General features: G+C 48.6%; 13 protein-coding genes and 1 tRNA gene. 5 read left to right on the forward strand and 9 right to left on the reverse strand.

Annotated features, from left to right (window positions below; genetic code table 11):
- Positions 1-9 precede the first annotated feature (9 nt).
- The 4 genes from FJ023_03425 to FJ023_03440 are packed head-to-tail and all read right to left on the reverse strand — an operon-like array spanning position 10 to position 4,665.
- On the reverse strand, positions 10-699 hold the full coding sequence (locus tag FJ023_03425; GenBank protein ID MBM4446387.1) for an alpha/beta hydrolase: 690 nt from the start codon (positions 697-699) through the stop codon (positions 10-12).
- Entirely contained in the window at positions 696-1,301 is a 606-nt protein-coding gene (locus FJ023_03430) for a MarC family protein (protein MBM4446388.1), read from the reverse strand. The genes FJ023_03425 and FJ023_03430 overlap by 4 nt, the downstream gene beginning before the upstream one ends.
- Before the next feature lie 24 nt (positions 1,302-1,325).
- Positions 1,326-3,785: a DNA gyrase subunit A gene (gene gyrA / locus FJ023_03435; GenBank protein ID MBM4446389.1), complete on the reverse strand. Its 2,460-nt coding sequence runs from the start codon at positions 3,783-3,785 to the stop codon at positions 1,326-1,328.
- A gap of 43 nt (positions 3,786-3,828) precedes the next feature.
- A complete protein-coding gene (locus FJ023_03440; protein MBM4446390.1) occupies positions 3,829-4,665 on the reverse strand; it encodes a tetratricopeptide repeat protein in 837 nt (278 codons plus the stop codon).
- Positions 4,666-4,845: 180 nt separating this feature from the next.
- Between FJ023_03440 and FJ023_03445 the strand changes: the two genes are divergently transcribed.
- Positions 4,846-5,064 carry a NifU family protein gene (locus FJ023_03445; protein ID MBM4446391.1) on the forward strand — a complete coding sequence of 73 codons (219 nt, stop codon included), beginning with the start codon at positions 4,846-4,848 and terminating at the stop codon, positions 5,062-5,064.
- A gap of 2 nt (positions 5,065-5,066) precedes the next feature.
- Here FJ023_03445 and FJ023_03450 read toward each other — a convergent pair whose 3' ends face one another.
- Both FJ023_03450 and FJ023_03455 read right to left on the reverse strand, forming a co-directional pair.
- Entirely contained in the window at positions 5,067-6,290 is a 1,224-nt protein-coding gene (locus FJ023_03450) for an aspartate kinase (protein ID MBM4446392.1), read from the reverse strand.
- Positions 6,291-6,339: 49 nt separating this feature from the next.
- Positions 6,340-7,527, reverse strand: coding sequence for a cofactor-independent phosphoglycerate mutase (locus FJ023_03455; GenBank protein MBM4446393.1), 1,188 nt, complete (start codon positions 7,525-7,527; stop codon positions 6,340-6,342).
- Between the two features lie 186 nt (positions 7,528-7,713).
- Between FJ023_03455 and FJ023_03460 the strand changes: the two genes are divergently transcribed.
- Positions 7,714-7,790, forward strand: a tRNA-Pro gene (locus FJ023_03460).
- A gap of 2 nt (positions 7,791-7,792) precedes the next feature.
- Here FJ023_03460 and mazG read toward each other — a convergent pair.
- From mazG to FJ023_03475, 3 genes are all read right to left on the reverse strand, one after another.
- Positions 7,793-8,572 (reverse strand): nucleoside triphosphate pyrophosphohydrolase, encoded by a 780-nt coding sequence (gene mazG / locus FJ023_03465; protein ID MBM4446394.1) that lies wholly within the window; start codon positions 8,570-8,572, stop codon positions 7,793-7,795.
- 169 nt (positions 8,573-8,741) lie between these two features.
- Positions 8,742-9,449 (reverse strand): zinc metallopeptidase, encoded by a 708-nt coding sequence (locus tag FJ023_03470; GenBank protein MBM4446395.1) that lies wholly within the window; start codon positions 9,447-9,449, stop codon positions 8,742-8,744.
- Between the two features lie 53 nt (positions 9,450-9,502).
- Positions 9,503-10,447, reverse strand: a complete 945-nt coding sequence (locus FJ023_03475; protein ID MBM4446396.1) for a methionyl-tRNA formyltransferase — start codon at positions 10,445-10,447, stop codon at positions 9,503-9,505.
- A 142-nt stretch (positions 10,448-10,589) separates the two neighbouring features.
- Between FJ023_03475 and dnaA the strand changes: the two genes are divergently transcribed.
- From dnaA to FJ023_03490, 3 genes are all read left to right on the forward strand, one after another.
- Positions 10,590-12,071, forward strand: a complete 1,482-nt coding sequence (gene dnaA / locus FJ023_03480) for a chromosomal replication initiator protein DnaA (protein ID MBM4446397.1) — start codon at positions 10,590-10,592, stop codon at positions 12,069-12,071.
- 170 nt (positions 12,072-12,241) lie between these two features.
- Positions 12,242-13,321 (forward strand): GTPase ObgE, encoded by a 1,080-nt coding sequence (gene obgE / locus FJ023_03485; GenBank protein ID MBM4446398.1) that lies wholly within the window; start codon positions 12,242-12,244, stop codon positions 13,319-13,321.
- Complete coding sequence (locus FJ023_03490) at positions 13,318-13,926, forward strand: nicotinate-nucleotide adenylyltransferase (GenBank protein ID MBM4446399.1); 609 nt, start codon at positions 13,318-13,320, stop codon at positions 13,924-13,926. Before obgE ends, FJ023_03490 begins: the two co-directional genes overlap by 4 nt.
- Positions 13,927-13,933: the final 7 nt, after the last annotated feature.

Below are 13,933 nucleotides of genomic sequence, written 5' to 3' on the forward strand. Positions count from 1 at the left end.
AGCAAGATCCTAAAGGTCTTTCAAAAACTCTTTAATATCACGGTTCACTTCGCCGGGCTTCTCCATGAAGACTAAGTGAGAGCCGCCGTCAATGATGAGCAGCTTGGCACCAGCGACTTTGTTGGCCAAATATTGGGAATACTTGACTGGCGTCATATCATCCTCAGTGCCACAAATAACCAATGTGGGAGCTGTAATCTGGTGAACTTTATCCATGATGTCAAACTTGTCACAGCATCTGAAATCGTTGAGCTGCACAGCAATGCCTACCTCGATCACTCTATTTATTACTTTTTCTCCTACTTCAGGAGCTACCCGGCTATAAAGTGGCTCAAGCATATTTCTCACCCAGTCAGCAGGGGCATCGATGCCGGCTCCCAACAAACTTAAAAAATCTGGCCTCACCCTTAATCTGGCTCCTGTGCCGACAAGTACAAGGGCCTTGACATCCGCGGGATAGTTCAGGGCATACATCTGGGCCACAGCGCCGCCCATAGAATGTCCCACTAATACAGGCTGCGAATAACCTTTATCCAGAACATATCGGTGAAGCCATTCGGCATAATCGTCGATGCTGGTGCAGGGCTTGCCTTCTGGATGACCAGGAAGGCTGATAGCATCAGAATCGGCAAAATACTTGGTTTGATAATGCCAGACTAGGCCGGTATTGCCAGCACCATGAATAAAGATGAGCGTCATCCTAACACCTGCAAGACGCCCTGGCGAATCATTTTTATGGCGATAGCTGCTAAAAAGAGGCTCACTATTTTGGATGTGGCTCTGACCCCTCCCTGCCCCAGGAAAGCCACTACCCGGTTAGCTTGCGCAAAAAGCAACCAAGCTATTGCCAGATTTAGGATGAAAGAAACTATTACAATGATAATCGAGTACTGGTCGACCAGTATCAGCAGCGTGGTAAGCACTGCCGGCCCAACTACCAGAGGGGTGCCCAACGGGACAACGCCCAGCATATCAGCACCAACTGAAGCTTGAGCTTCAACCATCTTGCCGGTTATTAAATCCCTGGCAGCCAAGAGGAAAAGGATGAGTCCGCCGGCGACCAGAAAGTCGGACACCTCGATGCCCAAAAAGATGAAAATGCCCTTGCCGATAGCAACAAAGCCTAAGCCTAATCCCAGAGCTGTAACTACCGCCAGGCGCACTGTTCGACTGCGCTCTTTGGCCTTAATATCCTGTGTCAAGGGAACCAATATGGGCAAGACACCAATTGCATCCATAGCCACAAATAGGGGAACAAAGGTCAAGCCGAACTCTTGCACAATTTGCAGCACTTTTTCCATGGCTAGCAGATAGGAAAGGCGCCCCTACTCAGCCTTAGCCTTGTCGCCTCCCTTATCATCCCCCTGATGGACACAGGCAATTGAGACCACACTGTCATCCTGTTCCAGTCTCTTCAAATGTACCCCTTGGGTAGCTCTGCCCTGAAGCGAAACTTCTTCATCAACAGAGATACGGATGACAATGCCCTTGGCTGAAATGATAATAACGTGCTGATTTGGAGGGACAAGGTTAGCTGCAATAACCTTGCCTGTCTTTTCATTGACTCGATGAGCAATTACCCCTTTGCCACCCCGAGAGTAGAGAGGAAAGTTCCGCACGCGGCTACGCTTGCCAAAGCCTTTCTCCGTAACCGTAAGCAGAGCAGCCTCACGAAAGATGGCACCCATCGCCACCAGACGGTCACCAGGGCCGAGCCTGATACCACGCACTCCACCACTAGTCCGAGAGGCCGGTCGCAAGCCCTTTACAGCAAACCTGATACCTTGGCCGTTTTGAGTTACCAAAATGACTTCACCTTTTTGGGTCACTACCTCAGCCGCGACCAACTCTTCATCACCTCGAAGTTTCATGGCAATAAGCCCGCTGCTTCTGACCGAAGCAAATTTGTCAAAGCTTGTCTTCTTCACTACGCCTTTCGAAGTAGCCATAACCATAAACAAGCCGGGGGTAAAATCTTTTACCACCACCAAGGCGGTTATTTGTTCCCTTGGGTCAACAGGCACCAAGTTAGCCAGAGCTGTTCCTTTCGTCGTTCGCGATAAATCCTGGGAGATATCATAACATCTAAGCCGGTAAACCTTACCCCGATTGGTAAACAGCAGTAAATTATCATGAGTATCAGCCACCACAAGATGTTTCACCATATCAGTTTCCCGGGTGACCATTCCCGTAACGCCCACGCCTCCTCTATGCTGTTTATGATAAGTTATAGCCGGTATTCTCTTTATGTACCCCTGTTCGCTCAGCGTAATCGCCACATCCTGATGGGGGATAAGGTCCTCGTCCTGAAATTCCTCAGCCTCTTCCCGCTTAATCGCAGTACGCCGACCATCACCATACCCCTTCTTAAGCTCGGTGACATCCTGCTTAATAAGAAAGAGTATTTTCTTCGGATTCACCAGAAGGTCTTCGAGATAAGCGATGTTCTTTACCACCTCGCTATACTCGTCGACTATTTTCTTCTGCTCCAGCTGTGCCAACCGACGTAGCTGCATATCAAGGATGGCCTGGGCTTGAATCTGTGATAGCCCAAACTTCTCCATTAAATTGGATCGAGCTGAATCGGCGGTCTCCGCCTTTCGGATGGTCTGAATAACCTCATCCAGGCGGTCAAGGGCAATTCTGAAGCCTTCAAGAATATGGGCTCGGTCCTTCGCCTTCTGGAGGTCAAACTGGGAGCGGCGAGCAATAACCACCCGGCGAAAATCTATGTAGCAAGTCAAAGTTTCTTTAAGATTAATGACTCGAGGCTGCCCATCAACCAGAGCCAGCATGTTAATGAAGAAAGACGATTGCATAGATGTATACTTGTAGAGATTGTTGGACACTTTGATAGGTTGAGCATCCTTTCTCAGCCCTATAACTACCCTCATACCATGGCGGTCTGATTCATCGCGAACCTCACTTATCCCCTCGATCCGCCTTTCCCTTGCCAGTTCAGCTATCCTTTCCACCAAAGCGGCTTTATTGGTCTGATAAGGAAGTTCGGTTATGACCAATTGCTGACGTCCGCCTCTCAGGTTTTCATCGGTGACTTTAGCCCGAACCACGACCTTACCTTGTCCACTGACATAAGCGCTCTTAATACCCTGCCGGCCTAAAATAATGCCTCCGGTGGGGAAATCCGGCCCCTTCACAATCTTCATCAAATCATCGACATCAGCCTCAGGGTTATCTATAAGATAATTAATAGCGTCACATACCTCACTGAGGTTATGAGGCGGTATGTTGGTAGCCATACCCACAGCGATACCTGATGAGCCATTCACCAGCAGATTGGGTGATCTGGCTGGTAAAACCGTTGGCTCCTTCAAGCTATCATCAAAATTAGGCATGAAATCAACGGTATCTTTATCAATATCAACCAGCATTTCCTCGGCAATTTTCCCCAGGCGAGCTTCGGTATAACGCATAGCGGCTGGTGGGTCATCGTCCATACTGCCAAAATTGCCCTGTCCGTCAACAAGTCTATACCTCATGGAAAAATCCTGCGCCATTCTCACCATGGCCTCATATACAGGGGCATCTCCGTGAGGATGATACTTACCAAGAACCTCACCGACTATGCGAGCGCTCTTTTTATACGAACTGGTATGCCGGAGACCCAGCCCATCCATAGCATAGAGGATTCGCCGATGTACCGGTTTCAAGCCATCGCGCACATCCGGCAGGGCTCGGGAGACTATGACACTCATGGCATAGTCAAGGTAGGAGCTCTTCATCTCCTCTTCAATGATAACTGGCTTAACTACTCCAACTTCCATTTAGTCATCTCCTGAAAATTCGCTCGCTTCAGGGGGTAATTAACTACTCCTCCATGAATTCTTCTTCTACCGTCGTTTCCTCATCAGGGGCAACCCCCTCAAATATGGAGAAGCCTTCGGGTATGAGTTCGCCCTCCTCTAATTCGATATCCTCTGCCTCCTCCAGGGCTTCCTCCCCCACAGCCTCATGTCTAAGCAAGGTATCTCGAACATGAGGTTGAAAGCCTTCAACTGCTTTAACTGGAAAGGAAAGACGTCCAATTTGGTTCGGGTGCTGAAATACCTCTCTGATGATAACCCTTGCACTGTCATTATCGATGCTGACAATGGCCGCAGTGTACTTATTCCCACCTTCCATCAATCTAGCCAGGCGCAAACCGTGAGGCGGCTCAACTAGTCCCAGATACTCCCCTTGGTCATTCTCAACTACAAGCTGCTTTCCCTTAACTTTCAAGTGAACTTGATTACCAGCAGCCATCCTGGCCAACAACTCACGAGGTGCCAGGCTTTGTAGGTTTACCACCCCAGCCTTTCCCATCTCGCCGATGAAAAGGTCCGGGGAAACCTCGCGGCGTTCCTCCTTTACTTTAACCTGGGAATCCGGCAACAAAGACAGCCGCTGGAGGTTTTTTTGAGCAATAGAGTTATAAGGGTCAAGGCCTAAAGCACGACTATAGGCTTCTTTAGCTTTGGCGAATTCACCAAGCTCCATAAATGCTCTACCCAGCCGGTTGTAGGCATCGATGTCTGTAGGAAAAAGCTCAATTATGCTCTGATTGACAGTTATTGCTTCCTGCCACCTACTCTGCATAGCCAAGGCAATAGCTTCTTGACTCGCTTTTCGTCTCAGTCTAGCCTTATCTTCTTCACGATCTGGCATTGCTTTTCCTCTGTATTACCTCTCCAGTATAACCTTACTATTTTACCGCAGTCACTGTGGCAAAAAAAGTGAACATTGTCAAGTATCTCAAGCTAAGTCGAAAGGTAATTTTGACAAAAAAAGCTGATTATGTTAGCTTACTACCACAGTAAATTCAAGTGAAAGCAAGAGGGAGAATCTGTGAAAGAGAAGGTACAAGAAGTCCTGAACAATATTAGACCGAGCCTACAAGCCGACGGGGGAGATGTAGAATTAGTTGACGTTAAAGAAGGCATAGTCAGCCTGAGACTTAAGGGGGCCTGCGCTGGTTGCCCTATGTCAACCATGACCCTCAAGAACGGCATCGAGCGAGTCCTGAAACAAGAGATATCGGGTATAAAAGAAGTTGTCGCTGTATAGCGTTAAATTGCATCTTGCTCCAAGTCAAAAGCCTTATGTAATGCCTTAACAGCGTCCTTCACCTTATCCTCAGCAATAATACAGGTTATCCTTATTTCAGAAGTAGTAATCAACTGGATATTGATGCCCTGTTCAGAAAGAGCCCGAAACATATTAGACGCATAGCCCGGCGTATTCACCATGCCGGTGCCAACAACGCTCACTTTGGCTAATGTCGAATCGCTGACACACTTCTTAGCCCCGATAGACTTGGCTATCGGTTGCACCAGAGCCATTGCCTTATCTAAATCACCTTTAGCTACGGTAAAGGTTAAGTCAGTAATATTGTCGATACTGGCATTCTGAACGATAGTGTCCACGCTTATATTTGCTTTAGCTAACGATTCAAAGATTGCTGAAGCTATACCCGGTCGGTCAGGCACACCGACCACAGTAACCTTAGCCACATTAAGGTCATGAGCGATACCCCGCGCTTTGTTTCTTACTTCCATCGGAATCCCTCCATGAATAATAGTACCAGGTTTATCACTAAAGCTGGAAGCCACCATTATCGGCATGTTGTAAACCTGGCCCAACTCCACCGCCCGAGAGTGCATCACTTTGGCACCTAATGTCGCCAGCTCCAGCATTTCCTCATAGCCGATTTCCTCAAGCTTACGGGCCTCAGGCACAAGTCGAGGGTCAGCAGTAAACACACCCTCAACATCTGTATATATCTGGCATATCTGAGCCCTAAGAGCAGCAGCCAAAGCTACAGCCGTGGTATCCGAGCCACCTCGACCCAGGGTAGTGATGTCCATATCCTTAGTTATTCCCTGGAATCCAGCTACAATTACAATATTGCCCTTTTCCAACTCTTCAACAACTCGTTTGGGTTCAATACGCAGTATGCGAGCTTTGCTGTAGATAGCATCAGTCTCGATGCCCGCCTGGGCACCTGTCAAGCTCACCGCCTTATGGCCCATTTCATGCAAAGCCATAGCCAGGAGGGTGCTGGAAACTATCTCGCCAGTGGACAATAAGACATCAAGCTCCCGTTCATGAGGCTTAGGATTAATCTTCCTGGCCAGTTCTATCAGTTCATCGGTAGTTTTGCCCATGGCAGACACAATTACAACCACCTCATTACCTTTTTCTTTGGTGGCAACTATGCGCCGAGCCACATTCTTTATTTTCTCGGCATCAGCCACCGAGCTGCCGCCATATTTCTGGACTATCAGTGCCATCTCTCTTTCCTGCCTATTCTAAACTATCTGGAAAGCGGTTTCCACTTGCCTATACACGTGTCAGCTTGCTCATAATATTATACCCGTCTTCAATAAAAATGCCAGTGCTTTTAGCCTCGGCCTCGGTGAACTTTTTCGCCCCGCTGGAGGCGACCCCAGAACCCCAGAGCACAAATGGAACCGGCTCATCAGTATGGGTCTGAATCTTTATCGGCGTTGGATGGTCGGGCAACACCAGAACTCTAAGTACATCGAGATTCCAGGAGCGTATCCGGCCGACAACTTCTTTATCCACCATCTGGATGGCCTCTACCTTATCATCAATCGAGCCGGCATGAGCCGCCTCATCCGGCGCTTCAACGTGGATGGCAACCAAGTCGTACTTCTCCAGCGCCTTCAAAGTTCCAGCTGCCTGAGCAGCATAATCATTATCCAGGCCATCGGTCACACCCGGTATATCCAGCACTGTCATATCCGCCATCTGGGCTAAGCCGCGGAGAAGGTCAACGCCGGATGTCATAGCCGCCCCGAGGCCATAAACTCGCTTAAAAGACGGCATCTCAGGTATTTTGCCACTGCCCCAGAATAGCCAAATCATAGTCGCCGGGATATCGCCGCGAGCTTTCCGCTCCACATTCACCGGATGCTCCTTAAGCACAGCTTTCGACCTTTCCATAAGGTCCCGTAACAGGTCACTGCCCGGTCCCTGGGGCAGAAAATCAGCAATAGGCTTATCCGGTATATCGTGTGGCGGTGTGCAGTTAGCCAAAAGTGCATCATCATGCCCTTTTATCTTGCATATGTGCCGATAGCGAACACCGGGATAAAAATGTATTTTATCACTGCCAAACTTTTCATTCAGAGCAGCGATAAGTGCATGGGCTTCGTCGGTGTCGATATGTCCTGAGCTATAGCTCCACATCTTTCCGTCACGAACGGCGACCAAATTGCAGCGAAAAACGACCTCGTTATCGGCAACAGGAATGCCCATACTCTTAGCCTCGATACCGCTCCTCCCCCGGTAATAGACCTTTGGGTCATAGCCGAGAACCGACATGCAGGCACAGGCGCTGCTGGGCTCCATTCCCTGCGGCACAGTTCGAACCAGCCCGACAACACCTTCCTGCGCCATTGCCTCCAGATTCGGGACGCGGGCAAGCTCCAGGCAAGTCTTACCATCACGCTCCGGCAGTGCCCAGCCGGCAGCACCGTCAATTATAAGAACACAGTATTTCATTATGTTCTACCTACAGTAACTTTCACTGTCATCGCGAGGGGCATCAACCCCGTGGCGATCTCGGGGTGGCTGGGAAAGGCAATCAGACTGCTTCGCTTCGCTCGCAATGACACATAAAACGTGCCAACGTCTCCATAGTTTACAATGCTTGCCCCAAAAGTTAAAGCCGCTTATAATAGGCGGTGGCGGGGCGTAGCGCAGTCTGGTAGCGCGCAGCGTTCGGGACGCTGAGGTCGGAGGTTCGAACCCTCTCGCCCCGACCAGATTATTTTACCCTACGCTTGGCCTCTTCCCACAAGGCGTTTTGCTCATCCAAAGACAGGCTGCCGAGGTTGATACCACGCTCACGGCAGACTTTTTCCATATAGGCAAAGCGACAGGAGAAGTGCTGATTCGCCGAGCGGAGCGCCATCTCCAGGTCTATATCCAACCGGCGAGCCACGTTGACCAGCGTAAAAAGCAAATCGCCGAACTCTTTAACTTTTTCCTGCTGGTCGGGTGCCTGTTTAATCTCAGCCACCTCTTCAGCCAGCTTATCTATGATTTCCTCCACTTTCTCCCAGTCAAAACCGACTCTGGCTACTCGTCGCTGAATAGATTGGCTGTAGGCCAGGGCTGGCATTTGTTCAGGTACGCCGGCTAAAAGCGATTCTCCCTCCTCCCGCTCTTCCTGCTTTAAAGCCTCCCAGTTTACCTCCACCTCCCCGGCATCACGTACTTTCTGCCCACCGAAGACATGGGGATGGCGATGGATCAGCTTGTTGCTTATGCCCTGGACAACATCATCGATACTGAATTGCCCCGCTTCAGCAGCAATTTGGGCATGAAGCATAATCTGAAGCAGGAGGTCTCCTAACTCGTCACGGAGCTTTTGCGGAGTCTCTTCCTCCAGAGCCTGTAAGACCTCGTAGCACTCCTCAATTAAGTACGGTTTCAACGAGGCGTGAGTTTGCTTTTTATCCCAAGGGCAGCCATCTGGACCACGCAGCCTGGTAATAATCTCCTTAAGTGCAGCGAAGCTGTCCAGTCTCTCCTTCTTAGGCAAAATATAACCCCAGTGAGAATTTGCTTGTTCCGGCGCAATTATAATAGGGGCGGATATAAATTAGCAATCCCAGAGATTCTTCGCTCAGAATGACAGTGGGCGGGTTCTAAATAATAAACCCCCTGAAAAAAGGTTTTTCAGGGGGGCTGAGAAAAGCAGAATCCAGAGTTTACCTTCGACCCATGCCCAAGGCAATCAAAACAAAATAGAAAAGCTGAGCCACCGCCTGGAGTGTAGCAGCGACATACGTCAAAGCCGCAGCCGATAGAACAGCACTGGCTCCGTCATACTCCTGAGTAGAAACCATGCCGGTGCTGCGTAACATTTGCCTCGCCCGATTGCTGGCATTATATTCCACAGGCAAGGTAATCAGGCTGAAAATCACCGCTAATGAAAAGAGAAAAACGCCGGCCCAGACTACAGTCATACCGAACTTGGCACTAAACATAACCAATAATAAACCCAGGATGACAAAGATATAACCGAGAGTACTACCCACATTAGCCGCCGGCACTAAAGACGTTCGAAATTTCAGAAAGGCATAGCCAGTCTTATCTTGAACGGCATGCCCTACTTCGTGAGCCACTATCCCTAATGCAGCCACAGATGGAGTATTAGCTACTGCCGGGGAAAGGCGCAACACCTTTTTGCTCGGGTCATAGTGGTCACCCAGCCGGCTTTTCACCCCTTCAACTCTAACATCATTCAAGCCGTTGGCACGAAGCAACCTTTCGGCTGCTTCAGCCCCGGTGACACGCTGTGAATTAGCCATCTTGGAATACTTTTTAAATGCTGAATTCACCTTTGCCTGAGCGTAAATCATAAAAATAAAAGGTGGCAGCATAATGAGAAACCACATTGGGTCAAAGAAAAACATCTTCTACATCCCTCCTGAATAACACTCTATTCTAGTCAAAATATAAAGTCATGTCAAAGTAAGCGGCTGCCGATAAAATCACGCTGCCCGCGCACAAACTCCTCTGCTGACACCTCACGCTTCCCCTCCAATTGGACTCTCAGCAGCCCTAGAGCTCCATCTCCAGTTTCAACTCCAACTATCGCCGGCGCTGATGGAGACAAGGCTATCACCTTGCCAGGTTCGCCAGACTTCTCGCCATACAGCGGCACGGCCTTACAAATTTTCAATCGCTTACCGTGCCACCAGGCATAGCACCCCGGCCAGGGGTCAAAGGCGCGGATTCGTCGCCATAATTCCAAAGTTGAAAGCCGCCAGCCTATCTCTCCATCGCCTTTAGAGATGACTTTACTATAACTAGCCCGGCTTTCGTCTTGAGGTTGCGGCTTAATTCGCCCATCAATCCACAAAGGCAACGTCTCCATGAGCAATTGTGCCCCAACTTGAGCTAACTTAACGGCGAGTAAACGAGTAGTATCATCAGCCGATATAGAGACTTCCCTCTGGCTCAAAATGGGGCCGCTATCCAAACCAACGTCCAGCAACATAATTGTGACACCCGTAATTTCATCACCTTGTAAAATGGCCGTGGCTATTGGGGAAGCACCCCGATGCCTAGGTAGAAGGGAAGGGTGGACATTAAGGCAGCCGAATTTGGGTAAAGCCAATACTTCTGGCGGTAGAATATGCCCAAAAGCTGCCACCACAATCAAGTCAGGAGCAAAACTATTTAACTGGTCAATGGCGCTACTGGTCTTCAAGTTGTCCGGCTGAATCACCTGCAGCCCATTAGATAGAGCCAGCTGTTTTACCGGAGAGGACATAACCGCCTGTCCTCTTCCAGCCTTACTATCTGGCCGCGTATATACGGCAACCACCTGGTAAGTGCTGCGAATCAAAGCCTCCAAACTGGGAACAGCGAACTCCGGAGTGCCCATAAAAATGATGTTTTTTGCCATGACAAATAAATTTTACCAACTTTCTCCATTATGTCAAAAAACCCCTTGACACCCAAACAGACCGCTGTGTTACTCTTAAGGAGTTGTGGTGCGGGTCCTCGGTCTATTTTTTTACTAATCTTTTTTTAATAATCCGCTAAATATCGCTTGCGGTCCAGCATATAGACTCTGGGACTCAAAAGCTCGAAAATACCTCTGGGTGGGGGGTTGTTTCATTTGCGGGGATTTTCAAACTAAATTTGGCAGGAATGAGTTGAAGTCAGCACAAGAAATCTGGGAAGCCGCTCTAGGAGAACTTCAACTCCAAGTCAGTAAGCCGAATTATGATACTTGGCTTAAGGACACCACCGGTATAAGCTATAAAGAAGACGTCTTTGTTATCGGTGTCCCTAATATCTTCATCGCCGAATGGCTAAGAAGTCGCCTACATTCTCTGATTAAAAGGACTTTAACCGGCGTTACTGGCAAGACCATTGACGTCCAATTTGCAATTCGGCCTCTCAACCAGGCTATCTGCTCAACAGCCGCTTACCAGGCTGACGGCGGGATAAGCGCCAGGCTTAAGGAACCAGTAACAGCAGCATTCAGGCTCAATCCAAAGTACACCTTTGACAGCTTTGTAGTCGGGGAATGCAACCGCCTGGCTTACTCAGCAGCTTTAGAGATTTCCGAAGATCCCGGGAATAGATACAATCCCCTCTTTATCTACGGTGACACCGGCACAGGCAAGACTCATCTGCTGCATGCCATTGGACACACAGTTAAAGCTAAGGGCTTGCGCATGCTTCTGGCTAGCGCCGAGCAGTTTACTAACCAATTTGTAATCGCCCTCAAGAACAACAGGATCGATGACTTCCACCGTAAGTTCAGGAGTGCCGACTGCTTGCTGGTCGATGATATTCAATTCCTGAGTGGCAAAGCGCAAACCCAGGAATGCTTGTTATACATTTTCAACGACCTATATGAAAATAACTGCCAAATTGTAGTTACCAGCGACCGACCACCAAGAGCCATATCCTCGGTCACCAAGAAATTAAGGTCCCGGCTTGAGTGGGGGCTAATCGCTGATTTTGGACCACCAGATTTGGAAACGCGCTTGGCCATCCTGAGAGTTAAAGCGAAGCAATTTAACATGTCCCTTCCACCGGAAGTTCTACGGTTTCTAGCAACAGAGTTCCAGCACAATATCCGGGAATTAGAAGGTGCTCTTAATAGAGTAGTCACTTACTCAAGGCTGAGCGGCACAAAATTAGATATGCACTTAACCACACAGTCACTGGCAGACATAATACCGAAAGACGGTAGGCAAGAAGCCACGCTTACACCAAAGCGCATAATGACCGCTGTGGCTAACTACTACGGCATTGACCTTGAAGGACTAACAGGCAAACGGAGAGATAAGAAAACCGCATTAGCCCGTCAGGTCACCATGTACCTATTACGCGAGCAAAACCACTGCGGCCTGGCTGAAATCGGCAAAATATTAGGAGGCCGAGACCACACAACAATAATGCACGGCTGCGAAAAAATCGCTGCGGAAATAGACGTTAATCCCCAGCTCCACAATTCAATCAAAGAGATCCGCCAAAAATTAACCCCCAAAAGAACCTCATCCGCATTTTGATTTAGGCGCTTGTGGAAAAACAGCACTGGATAGTGGATAATTCTGCCAACTCTGTTGATAAACATCGCAGATTGCAATACCAATTTTTTCCATTCATAATATATTTCCATCCACATAATAGTGTAACTTACATATTATTATTAGCTTACCTATATAATAGAAGATAAAAGATTTATAAGGACATTACTTTAGTGGATAGAGTAGACATTTTAGTATGTGGAGGAGATGGTGGAGATGGAATAGTCAGCTTTCGGCATGAGAAGTTTGTACCGCTTGGTGGTCCTGATGGTGGGGATGGTGGGAAGGGTGGAAGCATCTACATTATTGCTGATAGGAGCGCTAACACTTTGGATTACTTTAAACGTAAGAAGCGTTTTAAGGCGGCATCCGGCAAGAGCGGAGGGAAGCAGAAAAAACATGGTGCCAAGGGTGATGACCTTATAATTAAAGTGCCTTTAGGGACAATGGTATTTCTTAAAGAAGAGGAACAGGAAGGGCTGCTGGCTGATTTGAGCCAACAAGGACAAAAAGTTCTGGTGGCTAAAGGTGGTCGTGGTGGGTTGGGTAATGTCCATTTTGCTACATCTAGGAATCAGGCTCCTAAAACGTCTACTAAGGGTGAGCCTGGCGAAGAACGCCGTCTTACCCTTGACCTCAAACTTATTGCCGATGTTGGCATTATTGGCTATCCCAGCGTAGGTAAATCCACCCTTTTGGCTGCCGTATCTGAAGCCAAGCCGAAAATAGCTAATTATCCTTTCACCACTCTTGAGCCAGCTCTTGGCGTGGTTGAAGTGGATATGAAGACATTCGTTTTGGCGGAGATCCCCGGGCTTGTGGATGGCGCTCATCTAGGTAGAGGGCTGGGGCACGAGTTTCTGCGCCATGCTGAGAGGACTAAGGTTTTGCTTCACCTGATTGATGGTAGCTCGCCGAATATAGCTGATAACATAAATAATCTGAACACGGAGCTGGCTTTATATAAGCCAGGGATGGCTCAAAAGCCTCAGCTTGTGGTGGTAAACAAAGTGGATTTACCGGAGGTTCAAGCTCAGTTGCCAGAGATTAGACAGCTTTTCAGCTCTCTGGGGATAAAGGCCTTCTTTATATCAGCGATTACTAAGCAGGGTTTGTCTGAGCTTATATCAGAAATAATCAGGATGTTGGATATGGTTCAAGAAGAGGTGGCTGCTCTAGAGGCGCCAATAGCTGTTTTTCGACCTGAGCCCAAGGTTAGGCGGGACAAATGAACATAGGTGTATTAGGCGGCACTTTTGACCCTATTCATTTGGGACATCTTGTCATAGCTGAAGAAGCCAGATTGAGGCTCAGCCTGGCCAAGATTTTCTTTGTTCCCGCAGGGCAACCGTGGCTTAAAACAGGTAGGACCATTACCCCAGCAGTGCACCGTGTAGAGATGGTGAAGCGGGCTATTACTACCAACCCTTATTTTGAGCTTTCGGCTATCGAGGTAGACCGCCCCGGGCCTTCTTATAGTGTGGAGACCATAAATATTTTGCGGCAGCAATTAGGTGCCGAGGCAAGGATTTTCTTCTTAGTAGGCTGGGATAGCTTGCCTGAGCTCCCGGAGTGGAAGGAGCCGACCAAATTGATTCAGCTCTGTAAGTTGGTGGTTGTTACCAGACCGGGTTTTAGCCGCCCGGATTTAAAGACTTTGGAATCAGCTGTTCCTGGAATAACTCAGAGTGTGATCTGGCTGGATATATCGCCAGTTGACATCAGTTCCTCGGACATACGGAGGAGATTAGCTCAGGGGCTATCTATTCACGGCTTTGTGCCTGATGAGGTGGAGAGTTATATAGAAGAGCAGAAGCTATACCTGAAATGGAGATAAAGCCTGA

The sequence above is a fragment of the Chloroflexota bacterium genome, from assembly GCA_016875875.1.
Classification (GTDB): Bacteria; Chloroflexota; Dehalococcoidia; order GIF9; family UBA5629; genus 9FT-COMBO-48-23.